Origin of the sequence: Colwellia piezophila ATCC BAA-637 (assembly GCF_000378625.1) — a bacterium.
Lineage (GTDB): Bacteria > Pseudomonadota > Gammaproteobacteria > Enterobacterales > Alteromonadaceae > Colwellia > Colwellia piezophila.
Genome location: NZ_KB905163.1, coordinates 221,841 through 243,564, shown reverse-complemented (window position 1 = coordinate 243,564; position 21,724 = coordinate 221,841). Strand labels below are relative to the sequence as shown.

Below are 21,724 nucleotides of genomic sequence, written 5' to 3'. Positions count from 1 at the left end.
TAATACGTTAATTTATTTTGATATTTATCAAGCTTAGCTTGTATCGGCGATATATAGGAAATATTTAATTTTATTTTCGATATATCCTGACAATGACATCTTGGGAGATAGCTAGCTCCCTCTTAGGCTATTTTAGCAAAATTAGGCTCTTTTGGAAAAAAAAGAGCCTACTTTAGGTTATAGCCGCTTGTATGAAGTATTTTTTATCATGCCATCGAAGCATGGTTAACTGATTTCCCCAAACACAACCGGTATCTAGTGGGTATATATTTGCGTGGGAGCATTGCCCCATTAATGAAGCCCAATGACCAAAAATCCAGGGCGTGTGATTAATGGTTTGAGACAATTGATACCAAGGGTAAATGTTGGTGAGTGTATTTTTATCCGGCGCTTCTTTTTGATTAAATTCCAGTGAGCCATCACTAAAACAGTAACGCATGCGAGTGAATGCATTAATACTATAGCGAAACTTATCTACATCACTTTCAGCCTGCTGCCAATTATTAGGCTGCTCACCATACATAAGAGTTAGCCAACGCTTTCGGTCATTACTGGCTAGTTTACTTTGGACAAATTCTGCTTGAGTTTGAGCATCTGTTATCTGCCATTGCGGCGAAATACCAGCATGACTCATATAAACAAACTCATTACTGCCCCTAGCTAAGTGATTTGAGGGCACATCTGAAGGGAGCAGGGGGAATTTTTGCAGTAAGGGCTGCTTTGCTAGCCAATCCATCAATTCGTCAACGTCATGGGCAGCGAGTAATTCAGCTAATTTATCTGAATTTTTTGCTTTTTTTATACCAGCGTGAACCGCTAATAAGTGAAGGTCGTGGTTACCTAAAACAACTTTGGCACTGTCACCAAGCGATTTAACCAATCGCAAGGTGGCAAGTGAGTCAGGCCCTCGGGCGACTAGATCACCGGCAAGGTAGAGCACATCTTTTTTTTTGTCAAAATTAACTTGCTCGAGTAAAGCAATTAATTCGTTAAAGCAACCTTGTACATCGCCGACCAGATAAATCGCCATAAATTTATTTTACCTCGGGTGGCATTTCCTCTGTGGCGCTGTTATTGCCTTTGCTCGCCATGTGTCTTTTGCCTTTAACTGGCGCAACTTCCGGTGGGTTATCGACAATAAAATCGGCAAGTTTTTTGAAGTCATCAAGCGTTAAGTTTTCTGGACGTAAATTAGCATCAATATTTAACTCAGCTAATTGCGCTACGCTAATGAGTTTCTTAAAGCTATTGCGAATAGTTTTTCTACGCTGATTAAAGGCTGCTAAACAAATAGTATTTAAGGCCTTGATATCTTTAACCGGGTTTTCAATATGTGCATGGGGGATTAAACGCACAATGGCAGAGTCAACTTTCGGTGCCGGTTTAAAGGCCTCGGGGCCAATTTCCATCACCGGAAATACTTGGCATTGATACTGAGTCATTATCGATAAACGACCATAAGCTTTACAATCAGGGCTCGCAGCCATACGTTGAACTACTTCTTTTTGAAGCATAAAGTGCATATCTTTCACTTTGTCTTTAAAAGTTAGCAGATGAAAAATCAGCGGGGTAGAGATGTTGTAGGGTAAGTTACCAAAAATACGTAATGGCTTTTCTTCACTCGACAATTGTGCAAAATCAAATTTTAACGCATCGGTTTCATAGATAGTTAAGTCGTCGGCTATAAAAGGATGATGACGAAGTCTATGTGCTAGATCTCTATCTAATTCAACGACTGATATTTTACCTGCGCGTTCGATGACCGGTTCGGTTAATGCACCTAAACCAGGGCCTATTTCTACCAGGTTTTCCCCTGGCTCAGGGTTGATTGCATCGACAATGTCGCTGATGACAGCTTCATTATGGAGAAAGTTTTGTCCAAAGCGCTTCTTGGCTTGGTGACCTAAATGTTTTTTATCGTTCATAACTCTATCTTGGTTAAACTATTTGTTGCTTGCTAAGTGAATGGCGTTGTTCATCGCTTCAATAAAACTACCTGAATCAGCAGTGCCAGTGCCGGCGAGATCTAAAGCGGTTCCATGGTCTACAGAAGTACGGATAAAGGGTAGTCCTAAAGTTATATTTACTGAAGAGCCAAAGCCTTTATATTTTAGCACAGGTAAGCCTTGGTCGTGGTACATGGTTAAAATGGCGTCGGCATCATTAAGATATTTTTCTTGAAAAATAGTATCGGCCGGTAAAGGGCCAATAATGTCTATGCCTTCAGCGCGCAGTGCGGCGAAGGCTGGCTCCATTATTTCAATTTCTTCACGACCTAAATGACCGTCTTCACCCGCATGAGGATTGATACCACAGGCATAAATTCGTGGCGCTTTGATAGCGAATTTATCTTGTAAGTCGCGATTCAATATACGAGTCACTTTTTGCAAACGCTCAAAGGTTATTGCTTTAGATACATAGGCTAAAGGGATGTGAGTGGTTACTAATGCCACCCTTAAGCCTTTAGTTGCAAGCATCATGACTACATCAGTACAATTGGCTTGATTAGCGAAAAATTCAGTATGACCACTAAAAGCAATACCTGCTTTATTTATTAAGCCTTTATGGACAGGGCCAGTAACTATGGCATCAAATTCACCAGAGATATTTCTTTCACTGGCAATTGTTAGGGTTTCTACTACATAGGCACCATTGGCAGTGTTTAATGTACCAGGAATGCAAGGTTGGTTAAGTTCAACATTAAGAATCGTTAATGTACCAGCTTTTTGTGGCTTTGCCGGAGACTGCTCATCATAATCGATTAACGTTAGTGATAAAGAAAGTACTTCAGCACGCTCTAGTAATAGGCTTTTTGAAGCAAGCACTACCATTTCTACCGGCCAATCTTGTTGAGCAATAGTGATAATTAAATCAGGACCAATGCCTGCAGGCTCACCTGGTGTTATGGCAATGCGTTGGATCATTACTTTTCTTCCAGTTCGAAAATTTCGATGTAAGCTTCATCACGGGTTTCTTTTAACCAACGGGTACTTTCCATACCATATTTTCGGTTGAAGAGGATTTGATGAGCGCGATTTGAATTCATCTGTGAGGTTGTATCGACCATACGTCGATCTTCTAGTTGAATAATATGCCAACCAAAAGATGAGCGGAATGGCTTATGGTATTCGCCTTTATCCATCGTTGCTAATGCATTTTGAAAGGCAGGATCAAAGGTAGTCGGGTCAAACCAGCCTAAATCACCACCACGAACCGACGTTGGCCCATCAGAATGCTCTTTCGCTAATTCTTCAAAAGTCGCTTCACCGGCATTAATTTGGTTTAATAAACCTTGTAGTAGGTCTTTTGCTTTGGCATCACTTAAAATAATTGAGGGCTCTATTAAGATGTGGCGTGCTTTTATTTCTTCTACTTCAATGATTTTTCGGCCGCGAATATCTAACACTTTCACAATACTGAACCCTAAGCCGGTTCGGATCGGACCTATAATGGTGTCTTTAGGTTTGTCGTTAATTAACTCAGAGAAAAGCGTTGGCATTTCATTAATGTTCTTCCAACCTAGATCTCCGCCTTTTAACGCATTGGCATCGCCTGATGAAGTAATCGCTATTCTAGTAAAATCAGAACCTTCATTGAGTAACTTAACCACCCTATCGGCGCGAGTTTTTGCTGCCGCTAAATCTTCCTGGCTAGCATTGGCAGGGAACTCAATTAAAATATGACCTAAATGATATTCTACATTGTTAGTCGTTTGCTCTTTCATGACAGTGATTAAGTTACTGATTTCTTGTGGAGATACAAAAATACGGCGCTGAACACTATTACGGCTTACTTCTCCAGTAATCAGTTCTATACGGACATTCTCGCGGTACTTTTCATAACTACTGCCTTCACTAATTACCTTATCTCGAAATTGAGCTAGGGTAAGTTTATCTTGCTGAGCCATGTTATTTATGGTCTGGTCAAGTTGCGCATCACTAATTTGAATACCCATACGTTGACCTATTTGAGTCATGAGGCTGTCATTTATCAGTTTATCCATCACTTGAATGCGTAAGGCCTTATCAGAAGGTAAACTTTGGTCATTGTTTTTCGCTTGCTGTTTAATACTGGCAAGTAAATCAGTCACTTCAGATTCAAGTACTACGCCACCATTAACTATGGCTGCAACTCGGTCGAGCAACACTTCTTCGGCTTGTGTTGGTGTTACGACGGTAAGGATAAGGCTTGACGCTATCAGTATTACTTTAATTGTATTTATCATTATTTATTTCTTGTTTTGTATTTTAAATTTGCAAAGGTAGCGAACTGTTTAAGTTAATTCTATCGCTTAATTTTGTAAGTAATAAGGGCGTTTATAACCAAATATACTCTTATCAAACATTTCTTGGGTGCCTATGGCGGATTGCTTGCCATCTAAGCCTTTAATGATGAATTTGATGCTAATACCAGTGTCAAACTCTTCACGACCTTCTGATCCAAGGTTATCTGTCTCTAAGTTAGAGTTAATATGCCTATGGTAGGCAATACGTACTGCCCAACAGCAGCTCTCATATTGAAAGCCGGCATATGACTCAACACTTCTATTTTGCTTTAAATCTTGCGTTAAACGCCCGACAAAGGCCCAGTTTTTGTTAATAGCAAAACTGGTTAAAAGGGAAGCTTGCTCTAGGCTATCACCTGAGACATTTCGGGTATAGCGATGGTTCAATTGTACTAAATTATATTTATCAATTTGATAATCAAGATTGACTTGGCCTTTATTGGTGAAGTCTTCTAGAGTGTTATATTGAATATCCCCGCTCAGTTGCCATTGGTGATTAATCCGGTAAAACAAGTCGGCGGCAACCGAAGATTGTTTATTGTTGGTATCGTTAGAAATGCCATTATCTGATAACAAGGCATCATTGGCAAGTTCACTATTTTGATCACCTATATACTGAATGCGACCAATACTAGCACGTATTATTTCGAGATTCTCAGCATCTAGTAATCGACTGGTAATACCCCAAGTATATTGGTTGGCTGCTGCTATCCTATCCAAGCCACTATAACTGGTATCACGAAAAATACCGTGAAAATCGTCTTGTAACGTTGTGGTGTCATACAAGCCTATCATGGATTGATCTTTTTCTGGCACATAAAGGTATTGTAATTGCGGCTCTAAGGTATGACGATAGCTCTCTCCGAAAGCGAGTACTTCTCGATCAAAGTTAATACCACCATGAATACGCACCTTAGGTAAGGTTCTTGTCACTGTTTCTTCTAATGGACTGCCCGTGGCAATATTATCTTGTTGGTAATAAGTATGCATTACCTTTACTTCAGAATTCAAGAACCAAGCGGGTCTAACAATAGGGAAAATAAACCCGGCTTCGACATGGTAGCGGTTAGCTTTTACTTGATCTTTTTCGGATGACTGGAAGTTAGTCATTTCAGAATATAATTCAAATTGGCCAGAGATAAAGTTTAAAGGTTGTTGAGCCGATAATTCGAAGTGTGGATAGGTTTTATAGCTAGGCTCATGATTACCCAATACTTCAAAATCTTGTACTTGTACTGTCGCCTGCCATTGCTCTCCAAAATAAGCTACTTCCCCAGTTTGATAAAGGTAAGCATCATTTGAATTATATTGCTTACTACCAATATCGACTAAGTAATTATCATCACTGATGGTGGTATAATCGAGATATACTCGGAAGTCTTCAGAAAACGTACCGACATGTTGAAAACGTGCTAAATATCGAGGGTCATCATTGCTTTTAATTTCGTTGTCATTGTCTAAATATTCAATGTCAATTTGACCTGATTGCATGTCCATCAGGTAACGGAATTCTGTCTGTAATTGTAGACCGCGTTTAGACATATAGCGTGGCGTAATCGTGGCGTCGTAGTTTTCGGCTATATTCCAATAAAAAGGTGCGGAAAATTCTACGCCTGAGTTGCTAGAGCTACTTAACTCAGGATATAAAAAGCCACTTAAGCGTTTTTTCGAAATAGGGAAAGAAAAATAAGGCACATAAAAAACCGGGACATCAAGCACTCGAAATTGAGCGTGATAGGCTTCACCGAAGTCACCACTGGCAGATAAATTAATTTCAGCGGCTTTTATTTGCCAGTCAGGTACTTCTTGTGAACAAGTGGTGAATGTTGAGTTAATTAGGCGAAGTACTCCCTCACCATCAATAGATATGCTACCCGCTATACCGCGTCCAGGGTTTCCATCAAGTTGATATGAAGCCGACGTCATTGTGGTGGAGCGATCAACCTTACTGGCACTTAAGGTCTCGGCGAAAATGTTAATTTGGTTACCTTGGTAGTGAATATTCCCTACTGCCTCTATTTGCATCTTCAAACGGTTGAAAGCAAGTTCATCGGCAAGGATTTTTTGATTTTTATCGACTAAGATGACCGAACCTTTAAATTGAGCCAGCTGGTCTTTTTCGATACGGGCATGTAAAGATGAAATACGGATATTATCATCAAGCACTTCAGCCATACCAATAGCAATATCATCAAATACTGGCAATGGGCACAGCATTACTTTGCTGTCAGGTGCTTGAGTCTTTTTTTCTGTGTTCGCCTGGGCAGCTTTTGGCAAGCAAGCAAACAAGGTAACTAAGGCAACTAAGGTAAAACTCAATGAGCGGGAAAAAAGCATTTATTGTCCGGAAAAAGGTGAAAATTGTTATTAATTGATTTTCTAGCGATGAATCAAGTATTTTAACGGCTAATTGCATTATGATATAGCAATTTTTTCAGTTGGACTCAATTCTTGTGTCATAGTTCAGCTGTTAACGAGTTATTTATTTGAGGAACGCTCAGGAATATGCATATTTGGGGTAAAATTTTAGGTTTTCTGTTTGGCTTTATGCTCAGTAAAACTTTGTTTGGTGCTTTACTTGGCCTTTGGCTAGGTCATTTTTTTGATCGCGGTCGCGGTTTTAATTTTAACGGCTTATCAGGTGGCAAAGAAGACGAAGTATCGAGACAGGCTGCTTTCTTTTATACCACTTTTTCTGTCATGGGCCATGTCGCAAAAGCTAAAGGGCAGGTGACTAGCCACGAAATAGCCTTTACCAATGCATATATGGATAAGTTGGGACTAAGCAATGAATTACGTCAACAAGCGCAAGATGCTTTTCGTGAAGGTAAGTCATCAGGCTTTCCCCTTAAAGAACGCCTAGTAAAATTTAAACGCTTGATGGGCCGCAGACACGATTTATTGTTAATGTTCTTAGAGATTCAAATTCAAGTTGCCTTTAGTGATGGTGAGTTAGATGATGCGGAACGCTCTGTTTTGCATACCATAGCTCAATTTTTAGGGTATTCAGCTCGTGAGCTTGATAACTTATTGGAAATGATTATCGCTGGTGCTAACTTTCAGCAACAAGGTGGAGGATATCGTCAGTCAGGGCAAGCACCAGCGAGTGGTCAACAGTTAGCTAATGCCTATAAAATGTTAGGCATAAATAACCATACTGCCATGCCAGCCATTAAAAAGGCTTATAAAAAGTTAATGTCACAACATCACCCCGATAAATTAATGGCTAAGGGCTTACCACCAGAAATGATGGAAAGCGCTAAGCAAAAAACCCAAGATATTCAAGCGGCTTATGATTTGATCACTAAGCAGAAAAAGTAATGAGGAGACGCCAGTCTAAGGCTGACGAATCCCCACAAATATTAATGTAAGCAATGACCAGTTATTGTTCCGCATTACTGAGTAAACAAGCGAGACGCGTACACGCTCTTTGACATCCTGTCACCGCGATATAACGTTCGTCCTGACGTACATCAACGCGGCTCCTTGAAGTACTTGATTGAATGCAAGATTAGGTTTACTCGTATCATCCATGATACTCACCTGCTTCGCAGGTTAGCTAAAGCTATTCAAAAAGGATCCAGACCTTTTTGTTATTCGTAGCGTGGGGAGTCCAGAGAGCTTAACTTAGGCGTAACGCGGTAGTCCTCATTCTTTTCTGGGTGTTGTCGCCACCGCGACGCTGAAGAAACAAAAAACAGAAGCTAAAATTATAAGCACGTACTTTGTAAAAAGTTGTGGGGATTCGTCAGAGCTTAAGGGCTTAAATCGGGCTTATTTGATTTTGGTGAAAATCACACTGAACCATAGGGTGATTTGAATAAAAGAAAATTTTTATTAAAAAAATTGTTATACCAGTTTCATTAAGTTTGTGATCTTGTTGTGCATAGGGAAAATAAATCAGGGCAAGGCGCTCGATTGAGTAATAGCTGGCTATTGGGATTGAGAGTAACGTAGCCTTGGAGTATTTTAACCAGCACAATAGAGCAATAATTTAATGAGATTGGTATTATAGGTTACCAACCGATAGCTTTAAGCCAGCTGTTGACCTGACTCAATAACTCTTTATTGGGGTAATAACCGGTAAGGCTATTGTTCAGTTGGCGTTGGCGATAATAGACTTTCATTTCTTGTTTAGCGAAGGATTTTCGTTGCGCGGCTTTGGCTAATACCAGCGGGTTATCGTGTTTAAGGAATAGATCAAGCACGGGTAATTCAATAAAAGCTAATTGACGGGCAAAGTCCTCATTGGCACTGTTGATAAGAGCATGATTACTGGATCTATAACTACTTAATAAAATGAGTGCATTTGGCAGTTGGTTACCTTCTTGACTATATAAGTCTACCAAAAAGGCGGCGTTATTTCCTTGAGAAATCACTAACACTATACCTGGGTATTCTTTCGCTGTATTCATCACAGCATTCAACATACTCGCTAGCTTCTCTTTATACGCAGTGAGTATTAATTGGTTCTCTTCCTGCTGCTCTGTAACCGTTATCGCTGTTGAAGGGTAATTTTCTGGTTTATTACTCGGCTGTATCGCTATAGTACTCCAACCTTCTGCCGGTAAAGCATTACGTAAGTAATTCAAGGCTTTGGGGTTGGTTGCGCCTTGTTGCCAATCAGGTAGTAAAATGGCAACACCTTTGCTATTAGCGCTAGTGTATTTTTTTACCAGGGTTAAATAATCATCAGGTCCGGCGAGTAGGGGCTTTACCTCATCAGTCGCTAAATAATGTTTTAGATCGTCTTTATACTGCTTGGTTAGTGCGATTGGCTTTTTTATTGGGGCTTTATGCTCAACTTCGCTTTTTGTGTCTTTGTTATCAGCGTTTTCTTTTACTGCTTCTTTTACTACTGGATTAGTCGCTTGCTCAGCAGAAACGGGGGCTATTAGGCCGATAAGAAGAAGTGAACAGATAAATAAGCTCAGTAATACTTGGTCGATTTTAGTTTGCTTTATCTTAGTCACTGCTTTTCCTTAATGGGGTTGTGCTTTGTATCGACCTGAGCATTAAAAGTGTTAATTAACCTCAACTCTGGATAAGCAGCACTTGCTCAATATTCCCCTTCATCCGACTTTCAGCGTTAAAACGTCGATAAATAACCCGTTATTCATAAACGTTTTGCCTTGATAATCGAATAAATTGAAACATTGATAGAGTCTGTTACTACTTAATTTTGTAAATTTTTGTCTAAAATACTTAAGCTCTTGTTTTTACTTAAACATCAAGCACTCATTATCCAGAGTTCATGTTAACTAAATGGGCACAGTGCATGAAAGCTAATCGGTTGTTCAGTACTTGGATGAAATAAACTTAACTTTAACGCATGGAGCTGCAATCGATTTCTCATGGTGAGTGCCGCTTTAGTTGCATAAAGTCTATCACCTAAAATAGGGTGACCTAAAGCAAGCATATGTACTCTGAGTTGATGAGACCGACCCGTAACCGGGGTCAATTCAAGCAACGTACTGGCTGCTTCATCAGGGATATCATCCTGACTAAGTATACGGTAATGGGTTAATGATTTTTTACCATTCTCAAAATCAACTTTTTGCTTAGGCCTATTGGGCCAGTCACAAATCAGCGGTAAATCAACACTGCCTTCGTTTGCTGCAACGTTGCCAAAAACACGGGCGAGGTAAGTTTTTTTTGTTTTTCTTTGTTCAAATTGGCGGCTGATAGCGACATGTGCGGGTTTGTTTAACGCCATAATCATTATGCCTGAAGTTGCCATATCCAACCTATGTACGATAGTCGCGCTAGGCAATACTCTTTGGACACGGTTTTGTAAACAATCTTGGTGCTCAGGTAGACGGCCTGGCACACTTAAAATGCCACTGGCTTTGTTGATAACGACCATATCATCATCTTGATAAATTATATCTAGGTAAGGTGACATCGGTGGTAGATAGATAAAATCGGGGTTTGCGCTCATTATTTTCTCATGAATTGATGGCAAGGCTAAAGTCAAAGTAACTTAGCCTTGCTTCATTAATCTACTATTATAGCTGTTAGTGTGAAACCACTATCATGCGGATTGCTTCAAAGGTCAATTGTGCTTTATCAATGTAGTGACTTAATTCATCTTGCTGCTGACTAATAAAATCAATTTCTTCTTGACGAACACTTGGGTTAATGGCTTTTAATGCGGTTAACCTCTGCTGCTCAGCAGATAACTTGTTTTGCATAGCCGCTAAAGATTTCTCTTGAATAGCGACAATACTTTTTTCAGCGTGTGCCTCTGCTTTCGTCACTAAAGGAGCAATTTGCGATTTAAGTGCTTTGATAAGTTGTAAGGCCATTTGTTTTTTCACTGGCGATAATTGTTTATCAAGTAGCTTTTCACTGACTTTATCGGCTAAATTATTGCCATTTTTGTCGACTAAAATTCGAATCGGTGTAGTCGGTAAATAACGACCTAGTTGCAAGTGAGCAGGCGCGGTTGCTTCAACAGTAAATAAACATTCAAGGAAAAAAGTGCCAACCGGTAGTGCTTCATTTTTCAATAAACCAATACTGGCATTGCCAATTTCATCACTTAAAACCAAGTCCATCACCCCAAGAACCATGGGATGATCCCAAGTTAACAATTGATAGTTCTCATTAACTAAGGCGGTCTCTCTATCAAAAGTAACTGTGGTGCCGTCTTCAGGAAGGCAAGGGAAGTTACTATTAAGCATGTGCTCACTTTGATTTAAAGCAATGGCATTATCAGCTTTATCATCTTGTTGCACGCCAAAGACATCGAACGCTTGGAACATAAACTGAGGTAGGCCAATCTCATTATCTGCTTGTTGGATTTTCTCAACTAATTCATGGGCGCGTCCTTGACCAGATGAGTTCAATTCTAATAATTTATCGCGGCCAGACTCTAGTTCGGCTTTAATGGTTAAATGTTTTTGCCAACTATCACTGATAAGCGATTCAGCCTCTGCTGATTGCTGCTGACAGCTTAACGCCAATGAAAGTAATTGGCTGCCAAAGGCCTCAAAAACCACTCGGCCGGAGATACAAGTATGCTCAAATGCTTGCATACCTTGTTGATACCAATCAAATAATAACTGTTGTGCGGATCCTTCAAAGTAAGGTACGTGAATACGGATTACTTCGGTTTGGCCAATTCGGTCTAAACGGCCAATGCGCTGCTCTAATAAATCAGGATTACGCGGTAAATCAAAAAGTACTAGGTGATGAGCGAATTGGAAGTTACGTCCTTCACTACCAATTTCCGAGCAGAGTAATAGCTGAGCACTGTCTTCATCTTGGGCGAAATATGCGGCGGCTTTATCTCGTTCAAATATCGATAAACCTTCGTGGAAAACAGCGCTGCGAATACCTTCTTTAATACGCAGTGCGGCCTCTAAATCAATGGCAGTTTGCGCGTGTGCACAAATTACTAATACTTTTTCTTTTTTAAGTGACTGTAACAGTTCAATTAAATAATCAACTCTCGGATCGAAGTCTGTCCAGATTTCATTTTTTTGATCCAAGCCATAGAGCATTTCTGGGGTAAAAATATACTTAGCTTGCTTTGATTTAGCTAATGTCTCTGGGCTGTCGTTGAGCATGAATTCATTAATGGTTTCTTGATATTGCTCAGGCATAGGTAATACTGCAGGTACTACTTTACGCGCAGGGAAACCTTTAATGGTATTGCGAGAGTTTCTAAATAAAATACGACTCGTGCCATGTCTATCGAGTAACTGCTTTAATAAATTTTTACGTACCTCTGCAGAGGCAGTGCTGTCAGCTTGGTTTAACTCATTCAGCTGAGCGCTAATAGTGGTTTCTTTTAATAAATCTGTCAGGGTTTGTTCTTGCTCTGGGCTAAGTTTGTTGCCCTCAACTAAAGCGTTGGCGGCATCAGCAACTTCGCTATAGTGCGACTCTTCTTCGATAAATTTTTGATAGTCATAAAATCTATCGGCATCAAGTAAGCGTAAACGGGCAAAGTGACTTTCATGACCTAATTGATCAGGCGTTGCCGTTAATAACAATACGCCAGGAATAACTTGTGCGAGTTTTTCAATACATTGGTACTCAATACTTGGTTTATCTTGTTGCCAATTCAAGTGATGGGCTTCATCAACCACCATTAAATCCCAATCTTCACTGACAAGCGCGTCATACCATTCAGGATTCTTAGTAATAAAGCCTAAATTAACCAGAACCAGTTGCTCTGAGCTAAAAGGATTCGCTTTTTTGCCATCCACATAGTTATCTTGGCTAGTTTCAACACAGCGTTCATGATCAAAGATACTAAAGTTTAAATTAAAGCGACGTAGCATTTCTACCAACCATTGATGCATTAAAGACTCAGGTACTATGATGAGAATTCTTTTAGCACGACCGGTGACTAATTGCTGATGGATGATTAGACCTGCTTCGATAGTTTTCCCCAATCCGACTTCATCGGCGAGTAATACCCGTGGCGCAAAACGGTTACCGACTTCTTCGGCAATATACAGTTGATGGGGTATCAAGCTCACTCGAGCGCCGGTCAAACCTGTTAAGTCAGATTTTTGCTGTTGGTATTGATGTTCTAAGCAGTCTTTACGTAAGCGAAACCAGTCTAAACGATCAACTTGGCTATTGAGCAACCTGTCATGGGGTTTATTGAATTTAATAAAGTGATCTATCATCACTTCTTTGAGGGTAACTTGCTCGTTGGTGTCTTGTCGTATGCCTTCATAGCTGATTATGCCATGAGCTTCACTGTGTGATGTTACCTTTAACGACCAGCCTTCATGGCTAGGAACAAGGTCACCTTGATTAAAGATAACACGAGTTAAAGGGGCATTCTCTTTAGCATATTGGCGAGACTCGCCCGTCGCAGTATAAATAATATTAACAAAGCGGTGTTCAACCCCGGTTACTGTACCTAATCCTTGATCTGATTCACTATCACTGATCCAACGCTGACCTACCTGAAATGGCATAAACTTATTTCTCCAACGGTGCTTAGTTATTACTTCATATTCGAATAAGAACGAGACTAAGCATTAAAAATTAGGGGGTAAAAAAGGGCGCTATAGTACTCCTAATCATAGACGGAATCATTAAAAAATTATGCTTGTTTGACGATAATTAAGATATTACGGTGGAGGAGCTATACTTTAGTAGGTATAGATTAAAGTATTGCTCTTTTATATTTGTTTTGTCAGTGAATCACGGAGATTGCCCATGACTAAAGAGAATATGAATAATGAGAATATATTAACTGAAGAATCAGGCAATTTATCTCAAAATCAAGAGACTAAAAACCAACCAATCGTCTATATTTTAGATACCAATATCCTTTTGCATGAACCGTTCGCTTTTTTATCGTTTAAAGAGCACGATGTGGTTGTCCCTATGACGGTACTAGAGGAACTCGATTCGATTAAAGACCGGCGTAAAGATGTCAGCCGAGATGCTAGAGTAGCAATTAGAGCACTAGAAGATACTTTGCGAGATGCTAGTCCCGAGCAAGTGCTTGCGGGGGTTAAGTTACCGCAAAACGATGAGCAACACCCCAGTGGCTGTCTGGCCATTATTAATGATTATGCTTTAGAGCAAACCGCGCATACCTTATCTTTTAATGAAAATGATAACCGTATCATTAATGCTGCTTTACATATCCAAAAGAAAATGCCAAACAAGAAAATCGTCTTAGTCACTAAAGATATCAATATGCGCTTGAAAGCCAAAGGAGCAGGATTAGCACATGTTGAAGATTACCGAACTGACCAACTTATTGATGATATTCAATTCCTCACTAAAGGTTACCATCAATTCGATGGCGATTTTTGGGAACAAATTCAGTCGGTTAATAGTGAAACTGAAGGGCGTAACACCACACATTATGTTGCTCGAGATACCGTCCCTTTAGCTTATATCAATGAATACTTATTAGATGATGGCGAGAGCTTTGCTGGCAAAGTTACCGGCTGGGATGACGATAAAATGTCCATATTAGATCTAGGTCGAGAGCGGTTGTTGGCCAAAAATGCTTGGGGTATTCATCCGAAAAACATTTATCAAGGCATGGCGATGGACGCTTTACTCGATCCTAATATTGATTTAGTCATTCTTACTGGCCCTGCAGGTTGTGGTAAAACCTTACTTGCCTTGGCCACTGCTTTAGAGCAAGTGATAGAGCGGGGTTTATATGACAAAATAATTGTCACGCGCAGTACTCCGGAAATAGCTGAGTCTATTGGTTTTTTACCTGGTACGGAGGAGGAGAAAATGGCGCCTTGGCTCGCCGCAATAACCGATTCACTTGAGGTATTGCATAAACAAGATGAAAGTATGCATGGCAGCTTGAATTACATTATGGAAAAAGCCAACATTCAATTTAAGTCGGTAAACTTTATGCGCGGGCGAAGTATTCAAAACGCGCTAGTACTACTTGATGAATGTCAAAATTTAACCGCGGCTCAGCTAAAAACCATTATCACCCGCTGTGGTGAAGGCACTAAATTAGTGTGTTCGGGTAATTTGGCGCAAATTGATAGTAACTATTTAACCGCGGTAACTTCAGGGCTAACTTATATTGTTGAACGTTTTAAGGACTTTCCTGGCTCTGCTACCATTAATCTAAATGGCGTGGTAAGAAGTCGACTAGCCTCTTTTGCCGAGGAGAACTTATAGTCTGCTACGTGTTTGGTAAGATAGCTTGATTGGATCGAGTGAAAAATTCAATTCCTAGTCATCACTGTAATGATTGAAGTTTAATCAAACACCGCTAAATGCTAATTTAGCGGTGTTTTTTTTATTACCATAATGATTAATTACCGGTGAAATTGGTGTTAGTCGGTAAGCTAAATGCTTTAGCAATACCGGCCCAAGAAACATATTTAAAGTTGGTACTTTCTCTTTGGCTGCCTGATACAGCACCTGATATATTAGCCCTTTTATTATCACCATCTGGCATTGTAAAAACCATCACTGAGCTTTATGACGGTAAAGTGCTGCTAACATCGTTATCACTAGGGGTAGCCATTTGCCTTGCGTTGCCTCAGACGTAACGAGTAATAAATAAAATAATATGCGGATTACACTGACTTTCTTTGCAAAAGTAGCACTGCCAAATCAGTTGTTTTTCCTTGTTTAGATCTTGTTTAACGCTTGTTTAGCTCTTGTTTAGCTCTTGTTTAGCTCTTGTTTAAATGACGTGACTGCTTTAACTTATGAGTTACTAGATTATCCAACCAAAAAGTTAAGGCATTTTAGTGTATTACCAAGCGGGCATAAATACAGTCTTTAGGCGTTATAATATCACGGTGGTGGTGGCCTTTATTGTTATTATTCTTGTTGCGCTTTCTGTCGCCTCAATACGATACTTCAATCAAATAGCTAAGCATAAACAGCAAAGTTCACTTGAGCTTAAACAAGAAGCTCAACAGTTAAATATTATGCTTGAGCGCAGTGTTCAAGCGGTAACTGGCATACAAGAGTTAGCTCAATATATTTTAAAACACCCAGATGAAATAAATATTCCGATGCCTTCGTTATCTCAGCAAGGCGAGATGTTTTACCTTAATAAACCTCTGCACGACGTTATTAAGCAAGGTAAGCGTTTGAGTAGTAACATTACCGGAATAGGAGAAGTTAATCAGTTTAGCGAGCTTAAAAAGCAAGAAATTGCGATGGCTAATGCGTTAACGCCGGCATTTATTGCCGCACAAAATATCATCGAAGAAGCGACATGGTTTTATTATATTTCTTTTGATAATTTTGTGAATATTTACCCTTGGGTTGATCGTGAAATATGGCAGTTCAATGAGAAAACGCTGGCTAGCCCACATAACAAGGTTATGAGTGGGTTAACCCAAAAAAACAATCGTGTTGTTTGGTCTTCTCCTTACATTGATGCCGCTGGCGGTGGCATGAATGCTTCAGTGGGAACGGGGGTTTTTCATTATGATAAATTGATCGGCTCAGTGGTAATGGATATTAATTTAACCCGCCTACATGCGAGCTTATCTGAGCTCAAATCAGACGATCAAGGGCTTATCTTATATAACTCAAACCATGAAATTTTACTGGCTAAAAGGTTGGGCAAGCAATCACTGAGCTATCGTGCTTCTTGGCAAGATTTATTGCCGGAATCATTACAAGGTTTAAATGCTGAATTGTTAGCTGGCATATCAACATCCACCCGCTTTGGTGACTGGTTTATTGAGCAGCAATCGTTGGATGTAAATGGTTGGACATTACTGAGGTATCAACACTATGAAAAATTTTCATCACCACAGTACAGTGATTTCATTTTTGTTTTCTCTATTCTTTTCGTCGGTTTGTTGGCTTTTCTGGTACTAGTAAATACCATGACTAAACGTACCTTCATTAAGCCCACTACTGAATTTATTCGTCATATCCAATACTGCGCTGAAGGTGATCCCGGTAAAATTACTCCTAGCCCTGATTGGCTGCATTGGTTTCAAGTGGTGGAGGATATTTTTGTACAAAACCGTAGTCTACTACTACAGCTTACCGAGCAAAATGATGTCTTAGATAGCCGAGTTATCGAGAAAACTAAAGCGCTACAAGAGACTAGTGCAAAACATCAACGCGACTATGCGCTGCTACGATCAGTGATGAATGCTATTCCCGAATTGATTGTTTTTAATGACCCAAATGGCTTACTTATGGGCTGTAACCAAGCGTTTGAACGTTTAACTAATCATTCAGTTAAGCAAATGCTAGGATTTAAGTCGGTGACTTTTATGCCTGAGCCTTTAGCACAAGAAGTTAATCGCTTAAATTTACTGAAGAATAATGTTTATCCTCAGCAAGCACTTATTAGGGCAGGGGACTTTATTTATCAAGGTTTTTGTAATGAGTTTACCGATGAACGAGGTCATATTCTTGGCTCAATTAGTATCTTCCATGACGTGACTTTACAGCAAGCCACCCAATCGGCACTGGAAAAGGCCAAAAACCAAGCGGAATACGCTAACCAAGTAAAAATCCAGTTTCTGGCCAATATGAGCCATGAAGTGAGAACGCCAATTAATGCAATGCAGGGCATGATGGATTTATTGGCGTATACCTCGTTAGATACCCGCCAACAGCATTATTTAGATAATGCGCAAAGTGCCTCGTCAACCCTGCTGCACCTTGTCGATGAGTTATTGGATCTATCCAAAATAGAAGCCGGTAAAATGATTGTCAGTAATAACGCCGTTAATTTGCCTGTCATTATTGATAAAGCGTTAAAGCTTAATATTGCCAATGTCGATCACCAACGAGTTAAGGTGATTGTTGAGATGAATTCAGCAGTACCGAGCAATGTTTTCAGCGATGAGATGCGTTTAGTGCAAGTGCTGGCTAATTTATTAAATAATGCGATCAAATTTACTGAGCAAGGACAAATAAAGTTAACTATCGACCTAGTAAAGGAAAGTGATAGCGAGGTTCAAGTACGCTTTGAGGTGAGCGATACTGGGATAGGCATTGCCAGTGAAAAGCAAAAACACTTGTTTAAGGCCTTTAGTCAAGCGGATGAGTCCATGACACGAAAGTATGGTGGTTCAGGTCTAGGGTTATCTATCTGTCAGCAAATCATTAAATTGATGGGGGGAGAAATCAGTTTGACTAGTCAATTAGGTCAAGGAAGTGAGCTTAGCTTTGTTTTACCATTGCAGCGTGTACCACGGGCAAGCATAAATAGACCAAGTGTTAACGTTGTTAATCACTCAGAGCAACACACTCAAGACGAGTTAATCATTGAATTGCCTGCAGAATTAAGCATTCCGTTAGTAAAGGGGGTAACAATGTATGTGTTGAATCAAAAATTATCAGCGAGCTTCATCGACACTATTACTCAAATGCATTGGTTATTGCAGCAAGTGAACTGTGTTGATGATTTATCTCAATACGAAGTACTCGACAATAGTGTCTTGCTGATAAATGAAATTGACTTCCTTACCCTAAACGATAGCCCCGCTTATATGGCCTTTATAGCAAAAATTGGTTTGTTATGTCTGTGTCAGCCAGCACTAAAACCGTTAAGTCGTCATACCGGATTGTATCTAGAACACTTGTTGGTGCCTTATTTATTAGTGGATATACCGCTGTTTCGTTATTCGCTTGATCAAATATCAAAGGCATTATTTAGTCAGGAAAATCATAGCCACTCGCCAAAGAGTGATAATGGCCCGTTAGTGAGTGAAAGTAGCGCTCGCTCTGACTGTTACTTTGATAGGGAAGTCATTACAGCAGTGCCATCAAAGGCTCATAAACCACGGATGACTAGTGCAGATAAAAACTTACAGGGCTTGTCAATATTATTGGTGGAAGATAACTTGGTGAACCAATTAGTGGCAAAAGAGTTGCTATTAACTATGAATGCTAAGGTAACTATTGCGGATAATGGTCAACGCGCTTTAGATGTTTTAGCTGAGCATAGTTTAAATGGCAGTAGTTTTGATGTGGTGTTGATGGATATTCAAATGCCTATTATGGATGGCCTTACTGCGGCTAAGTTTATTAGAGCACAGGCTAAATATAGAGATTTGCCCATCATCGCTATGACAGCTCACGCAAGAGAAGAAGATAAAGCGCAGAGTCTAGCAGCAGGGATGAATGTGCATATGTCAAAGCCAGTGACCGGGCCGGCGTTGTTTAATTGTATAAAGAAATTATGCAATGTTTCGTTAAGCTAGCGCTTATAAATAAAGGCTTAAGTTGTTCACTTAGATTTTGCTTTAAATGCTAACTTATATAATTAACCTCAACTCTAGATAAGCAAAGTTACTCAATAAGTTATTTTAGCGCCTATCTTCGTTAGTTCTGCTACCAATAGCCAGCTATTGGGTACACAGAACCGCCTTGATATACACCAAACTATCAATATTGAGTGATATAAACAGACCAATGTTTTTTATTGGCATTGCAACCAATTGATATTAATAGTTACTTTGCAAGTATCAAACATTCATTAACCAGAGTTGAGGTTAATTAACCTGAGTTCTGGATAAGCAAAGTTACTCAATAAGTTATTTTAGCGCCTATCTTCGTTAGTTCTGCTACCAATAGCCAGCTATTGGGTACGTAAAAATGCCTTGATAACGACTAAACTAACATCATTGTATATAAAGTGTAATTTACTATCTAAATTTCATAGTGTTATGAAATTCATTAACCGAAGTTCAGCTTAATTAGGCTATTTTCTAGGTTGGGTTTTTAGAGAATAGCTGTTCGAGTTTTTTGATGGTTTCTTCAATTTTACTGACATTTGTCGGAGCAATAAAAATAGTATCATCGCCAGCAATGGTGCCAAGTACGCCATCACTCTTACTTAAGCTATCAAGTAATCGTGCAATTAACTGAGCTGCGCCAGGGCTAGTTTGCAAGATAATCATCACCCCATTATGCTCAATTTCTAATACCAGTTGCTTCAGCGGACTTTGTGCTGTCGGCATGCCTAACTCTGCAGGTAAGCAGTAAACCATTTCTTGGCGAGCATTACGGGTTCGCACAGCACCATACTTACTAAGCATACGAGAAATTTTTGATTGGCTGATATTTTCGAAGCCATTAGCTTTTAATGCCTCAACAATCTCACCTTGAGAGCCAAATTGCTCCTGCTTTAATAAATCCTTGAATGCTTGAACTAATGCTTCTTGTTTTTGTAAACCGCTCATAATGCGTCATCAACCTTGTAGTAGACTAAAGTGGCGTTTTTTATCCGTTTAAACAACGCTAGTATATACCTAAACCATATGAAAATTCAGGTTTCAGCGGGCATTGGCAACATCTTTAGCCAAGGCAGTGATTGAGGAGGAAAGTTGCCTATTCTCGAAATCAATCACACAGGGTAAAGCGTTTCTAAACCGGTACTTGGGGGGAAACTTGGGCAATTTAGGCTCTTCGTTTCCTCCTGTTTTAAGGGAAAAACCCTTAATGTAATGAGGCGTATTGAGCCTTAATCGCTCTGGTATCCTGAAATACCCATCCTCAAACAGCTTGGGTATGCGTTATCGTATCATCATACTGGAAGTTAATGCTGAGTATAAGGTTATAACAATTGTTTTTTATCGGCTTATACTATATCTTCTGGTCAGCAAAAAATTAACGTATTTACTCGAATAATATTTCGATAACTTAATTTATTACAAAAAAACCCACTTAATTTCGGAGAAATCACATGAAAGTAGCTGTTTTAGGCGCCGCAGGCGGTATTGGTCAAGCATTATCATTGTTATTAAAAACTCAATTACCAGCAGGCTCTGAGTTATCTTTATATGATGTAGCGCCAGTTGTTCCGGGTGTTGCCGTAGATTTATCACACATCCCAACTGACGTTAAAGTTGCTGGTTTTGGTCGTGACGACCTTAGCGGTGCGTTAACGGGTGCTGATATTGTTTTAATCCCAGCAGGTATGCCACGTAAGCCAGGTATGGACCGTGCTGATTTATTCAACGTAAATGCTGGCATTATTAAAGTATTGGCTGAAGGCATTGCGGCAAACTGTCCAAAAGCGCTAGTTGGTGTAATTACTAACCCAGTTAACGGCACTGTGCCAATTGTTGCAGAAGTGTTCAAAAAAGCCGGTACTTATGATGCTGCTCGTCTTTTCGGGATAACTACGTTAGATGTTATTCGCTCTGAAGCTTTCGTTGCTGAACTTAAAGGCTTAGATGTAGCTACCGTTAAAGTACCAGTAATCGGTGGTCACTCAGGCACAACTATTTTACCATTACTTTCACAAGTTGAAGGTGCTACTTTCTCAGATGAAGAAGTTGCTACACTTACGTCTCGTATCCAAAATGCAGGTACTGAAGTAGTTGAAGCTAAAGCGGGTGGCGGTTCTGCTACACTTTCTATGGGCGCTGCAGCTGCACGTTTTTGTATGTCTTTAGTTAAAGGCTTACAAGGTGAAGAAGTTGTTGATTACGCTTATGTTGAAGGTAAGGGTGAAGATGCATTGTTTTTCGCACAACAAGTTCGTCTTGGCGTAAACGGTGTTAGCGAAATCTTATCTTACGGCAAGTTAAGCGCTTTTGAGCAAAAAGCAAAAGAAGAGATGCTTGCTACTTTGAAAAAAGACATCAAAGAAGGTGTTGATTTTATGGCTAGCTAAGCTGCCGTAAAATTTATACCCAAACCGCTAAAGCGTCTTGAAAAACGCGCCTTCAAGTGGTTTGGGTATATACCTTATAAAAAACGCTGTTATCGATTGGTTTTTAATTATTGGTAATAGTGTTTTTTTTATGCCTGAATTTTAGGTGTTATACCAAGTTGATTAAGTTCTTTCCCACTCAGCGAGAATTAAAAGGCTTAGAGGCAAGGCATTGATTGAAGAGAATGGTTATTCCCTTGTCAAAATCAATAACGCAGCATGTAAGCCTTTTAAACTCGCCCTCTGGGAGCTTGCTCGATGCCCACTAACATCGTTAAATTTATTTGATTTAGAATGACTAAACCGAAACAAATTTCCCT

The 21,724-nt window shown here is 39.7% G+C and carries 14 protein-coding genes; 4 read left to right on the top strand and 10 right to left on the bottom strand.

The window, feature by feature from the left end:
* Positions 1-172: 172 nt before the first annotated feature.
* The 5 genes from F580_RS0108355 to F580_RS0108335 all read right to left on the bottom strand — a co-directional run bounded on the left by F580_RS0108355 (position 173) and on the right by F580_RS0108335 (position 6,622).
* The gene (locus tag F580_RS0108355) at positions 173-1,030 is read right to left on the bottom strand and encodes a symmetrical bis(5'-nucleosyl)-tetraphosphatase (RefSeq protein ID WP_019027261.1); all 858 of its coding nucleotides are present in this window, start codon (positions 1,028-1,030) and stop codon (positions 173-175) included.
* A 4-nt stretch (positions 1,031-1,034) separates the two neighbouring features.
* Positions 1,035-1,925: a 16S rRNA (adenine(1518)-N(6)/adenine(1519)-N(6))-dimethyltransferase RsmA gene (gene rsmA / locus F580_RS24200; protein ID WP_019027260.1), complete on the bottom strand. Its 891-nt coding sequence runs from the start codon at positions 1,923-1,925 to the stop codon at positions 1,035-1,037.
* A gap of 18 nt (positions 1,926-1,943) precedes the next feature.
* Positions 1,944-2,924, bottom strand: coding sequence for a 4-hydroxythreonine-4-phosphate dehydrogenase PdxA (pdxA, locus tag F580_RS0108345; RefSeq protein ID WP_019027259.1), 981 nt, complete (start codon positions 2,922-2,924; stop codon positions 1,944-1,946).
* Positions 2,924-4,225 (bottom strand): peptidylprolyl isomerase SurA, encoded by a 1,302-nt coding sequence (surA, locus tag F580_RS0108340; RefSeq protein WP_019027258.1) that lies wholly within the window; start codon positions 4,223-4,225, stop codon positions 2,924-2,926. Before surA ends, pdxA begins: the two co-directional genes overlap by 1 nt.
* Before the next feature lie 66 nt (positions 4,226-4,291).
* The gene (locus F580_RS0108335; protein ID WP_019027257.1) at positions 4,292-6,622 is read right to left on the bottom strand and encodes an LPS-assembly protein LptD; all 2,331 of its coding nucleotides are present in this window, start codon (positions 6,620-6,622) and stop codon (positions 4,292-4,294) included.
* 168 nt (positions 6,623-6,790) lie between these two features.
* Between F580_RS0108335 and djlA the strand changes: the two genes are divergently transcribed.
* Entirely contained in the window at positions 6,791-7,606 is an 816-nt protein-coding gene (djlA, locus tag F580_RS0108330) for a co-chaperone DjlA (protein ID WP_019027256.1), read from the top strand.
* A gap of 695 nt (positions 7,607-8,301) precedes the next feature.
* On the opposite strand, the gene F580_RS0108325 is transcribed toward djlA, so the two are convergent.
* The 3 genes from F580_RS0108325 to rapA all read right to left on the bottom strand — a co-directional run bounded on the left by F580_RS0108325 (position 8,302) and on the right by rapA (position 13,230).
* Positions 8,302-9,258 (bottom strand): DUF3530 family protein, encoded by a 957-nt coding sequence (locus F580_RS0108325; RefSeq protein WP_019027255.1) that lies wholly within the window; start codon positions 9,256-9,258, stop codon positions 8,302-8,304.
* Positions 9,259-9,542: 284 nt separating this feature from the next.
* A complete protein-coding gene (locus F580_RS0108320; RefSeq protein WP_040357086.1) occupies positions 9,543-10,226 on the bottom strand; it encodes a pseudouridine synthase in 684 nt (227 codons plus the stop codon).
* Positions 10,227-10,302: 76 nt separating this feature from the next.
* Positions 10,303-13,230 (bottom strand): RNA polymerase-associated protein RapA, encoded by a 2,928-nt coding sequence (rapA, locus tag F580_RS0108315; protein ID WP_019027253.1) that lies wholly within the window; start codon positions 13,228-13,230, stop codon positions 10,303-10,305.
* Between the two features lie 244 nt (positions 13,231-13,474).
* Here rapA and F580_RS0108310 point away from each other — a divergent pair, with 244 nt between their 5' ends.
* Positions 13,475-14,926 (top strand): PhoH family protein, encoded by a 1,452-nt coding sequence (locus tag F580_RS0108310; protein ID WP_019027252.1) that lies wholly within the window; start codon positions 13,475-13,477, stop codon positions 14,924-14,926.
* 136 nt (positions 14,927-15,062) lie between these two features.
* On the opposite strand, the gene F580_RS26320 is transcribed toward F580_RS0108310, so the two are convergent.
* Positions 15,063-15,209 carry a hypothetical protein gene (locus F580_RS26320; protein WP_019027251.1) on the bottom strand — a complete coding sequence of 49 codons (147 nt, stop codon included), beginning with the start codon at positions 15,207-15,209 and terminating at the stop codon, positions 15,063-15,065.
* Positions 15,210-15,507: 298 nt separating this feature from the next.
* Between F580_RS26320 and F580_RS0108300 the strand changes: the two genes are divergently transcribed.
* A complete protein-coding gene (locus tag F580_RS0108300; RefSeq protein ID WP_019027250.1) occupies positions 15,508-18,945 on the top strand; it encodes an ATP-binding protein in 3,438 nt (1,145 codons plus the stop codon).
* 507 nt (positions 18,946-19,452) lie between these two features.
* Here F580_RS0108300 and argR read toward each other — a convergent pair.
* On the bottom strand, positions 19,453-19,926 hold the full coding sequence (argR, locus tag F580_RS0108295; RefSeq protein ID WP_019027249.1) for a transcriptional regulator ArgR: 474 nt from the start codon (positions 19,924-19,926) through the stop codon (positions 19,453-19,455).
* A gap of 503 nt (positions 19,927-20,429) precedes the next feature.
* On the opposite strand from argR, the gene mdh reads away from it, so the two are divergent.
* Complete coding sequence (mdh, locus tag F580_RS0108290) at positions 20,430-21,365, top strand: malate dehydrogenase (RefSeq protein ID WP_019027248.1); 936 nt, start codon at positions 20,430-20,432, stop codon at positions 21,363-21,365.
* Positions 21,366-21,724 lie beyond the last annotated feature (359 nt).